The organism is Pseudolactococcus hodotermopsidis (assembly GCF_011170085.1).
In the GTDB taxonomy this organism is placed as follows: domain Bacteria; phylum Bacillota; class Bacilli; order Lactobacillales; family Streptococcaceae; genus Pseudolactococcus; species Pseudolactococcus hodotermopsidis.
This window is the reverse complement of the sequence record NZ_BLLI01000115.1, coordinates 1-2,476: the sequence shown is the minus strand read 5'-3', so window position 1 is coordinate 2,476 and position 2,476 is coordinate 1. Positions and strand designations below refer to the sequence as shown.

5 protein-coding genes are annotated in these 2,476 nt (G+C 33.6%); all 5 read right to left on the bottom strand.

What is annotated here, in order from left to right; translation table 11 throughout:
- Nucleotides 1–163: 163 nt before the first annotated feature.
- Nucleotides 164–730, bottom strand: coding sequence for an immunity 22 family protein (locus Hs30E_RS10790; protein WP_172209937.1), 567 nt, complete (start codon nt 728–730; stop codon nt 164–166).
- A gap of 132 nt (nt 731–862) precedes the next feature.
- Nucleotides 863–1,078, bottom strand: coding sequence for a hypothetical protein (locus Hs30E_RS10785; RefSeq protein WP_172209936.1), 216 nt, complete (start codon nt 1,076–1,078; stop codon nt 863–865).
- A 30-nt stretch (nt 1,079–1,108) separates the two neighbouring features.
- The gene (locus Hs30E_RS10780) at nt 1,109–1,456 is read right to left on the bottom strand and encodes an Imm59 family immunity protein (RefSeq protein ID WP_172209935.1); all 348 of its coding nucleotides are present in this window, start codon (nt 1,454–1,456) and stop codon (nt 1,109–1,111) included.
- Nucleotides 1,457–1,461: 5 nt separating this feature from the next.
- Nucleotides 1,462–1,797 carry an Imm59 family immunity protein gene (locus Hs30E_RS10775; protein WP_172209934.1) on the bottom strand — a complete coding sequence of 112 codons (336 nt, stop codon included), beginning with the start codon at nt 1,795–1,797 and terminating at the stop codon, nt 1,462–1,464.
- Nucleotides 1,797–2,476 (bottom strand): TNT domain-containing protein (locus tag Hs30E_RS10770; protein ID WP_228462054.1); only part of this gene is annotated, 680 nt, incomplete at its 5' end. The genes Hs30E_RS10770 and Hs30E_RS10775, both read right to left, overlap by 1 nt.

Genomic DNA, 2,476 nt, shown 5'->3' with positions numbered 1-2,476 from the left:
TTGCCCAGTCCTGTGGCTAAACCTGGAGATTGAGCCTGCCACTCATCCGCATAAAATTCTGTGACACTCATTGCGCTGCCTCCTCATCTTGAACCTTGATTGACACACCAAGATTGTCAAATTCTTTTCTCAAGCAAGTTTACTAATTATAGTAAACTCAAAATTAAAGTCCCATCCAACTCAAATCAACTGAAGTGTCACACTCTATATTTTTATAAAATACAAATTCATTTCCTTCTTTTGAAAAATAAGACTCAATCTGTTCGTCATACTCGTAATCAAAAATTACATATGCACAATTATACTGTGGATTATCCTTTGGAAATTCTTTCCCTTTAAGAAACTCTATGTCTCCCAAAAGCTTTGATATACTCAGCTCACTCATCTTATCATCAGAAACTACCTTATCTACGAAGTCATCATCATATGAATCGAACATTTTAAACGCTATTCTAAAAGGAGAGTATATAGCTTCAAGTGCTTCGTCATCTTCTAAATCATAATCAGGTTCTAAAAACTCTCTAAAACTTTCTACACTCGTAAAATTTCCTAACCAAATTGCAGCAATATTCTTTTTCTCAACCATATATTCATCTCCTCCACCACCTTGGAAATTCGATTTCCTAGGTGGTGGGTGTATCGTCCACTTACCACCTTTCAAAGTTTTGGTAGGGTAAATAGGCGCTTCTATCATGTGCCAATCAACTATTCTTTCTTCTCCTATTCCCAAACCTTTTTTAATTACAGTTTTATAATTTGTGATTACTTTTTGATAAGGTTCGTTTTTTTTTATTAAAACAAGATTACTGAAATCGTTAGTACCACTGTCATCTAATGGTAACTGATGATATACTTGCCATTCTCAAAATTGCCCTAGGGGTTGTCCCATAGACAAGGCTTTTATATCTCCTGCTTCTGTCAATCTTTCAACATCCTGAGACAAATCTTTCAAAAATTCTGACTTGACTTTGGGGGATTGTTTATGTTTGTACCAATCATTTCTACTCGAAACATACCATGTGATTTTGTTTTGTCCCTTTATTCCCTCAACAATATCGCCATGATATGCTGGTATCATTGTCTTCCTCCATATCCCAAAATTGATTGACTATTTGTTCCATAACGGAGATGAGTATTCCGGTTTTTCTCCGTCTTTAACACTACGACGATTACTTAGCACAATACTCTGAAGTATAGACATAAATTTATTATATGCAGGTAAAAAATCATCAAATTTATATTTGCCCATAATTCCAGCTCTATCCGCTGTCATAAAGACTTCAAAGTGTTCTTCTACCCTTTCAATTCTCAACTGATAATCTTGTCTATTATTATTCTCACCTGCAAATATAGAATATCTAACATCTTGATATTTCAATAATTCAATATCTTGTTCAATTATTTCTTTATATTCTTCTAACTTTTGAAATTGTTGAACTAGCTTATCATCTTCCATCTTTTTTAATTATAATTATCCCAGAGCGGAGAGGAGTATTCAACAGGCATTTTTGCCTGTATATACATACGATTAAGCTCAACCGTTCCTTCAAGTCTAGCTAAAAACTCTTTTTTTGCCTCTTCAAAATTATTAAACTCTTTTTTACTGCCCATTAAGCTTTCTCTATCTGCTAGAAGATATACGAAATATTTTCCGTTTTCATAGTCAATTCTTCTTTGCCATTCATTTCGATTTTGAGCTGGGATTTTTAGCAATGAATATCTAAGAGAGCCATATCCTAATTTTTTAATTTCTTCTTCTAATTCTAATTTTTGATTTTCAAGAATTTCGTTACTCATTAATGTATCTCCTTCAATAAACCTAATTTTTCATACCAACTAACAGTCGTTCCCAACTGAAACTGAGTACCACCACCTGAACCAAACACCTCAGAAATTTTACCTTTTTGTGGATTTGCCATTTTCTCTATACTAAAATCATATTCATCCATAGCTTTATCAAATAACTTTTTATCAAACTCTGGAAGGTTGTCATAAGCCTCTTGAACTGTTTTCATATTAATATCTTTCACAATCTCATATTGGTGATAAGTTTGCGAACTTTCAGGATAAGGTAATCCTCTAGAATCATAATTCAATGGTTTACCATTTTCAACTGGACTAGTAAATCGACCACCTGAATCTCCATATCTATCAATGATTTGACCTTTTTTCAAATTCGCATCAAATTTAATTGGATTTCCTGCCTTATCCACTACAAATCCATCTGCTTCAGGCCATTTGATTGTACCATCGGGTTTAAGATATTTGGAAGAACGTACAAGTTCGCCATTTACAGATTCATAGGCAACCTCTCCTGAATCTAATATTACCTTTTTAGGTTTAAAATTTCCAACACCATTCGATTCACCCACAACCTTATTGAAATTCTTCTGAACATCATTCTTAGTCACGACATCTGAATTTTTACCCAGCGTATTAAAAATTGATTGACCATCATCTGCTCCCGCAAAAGCAT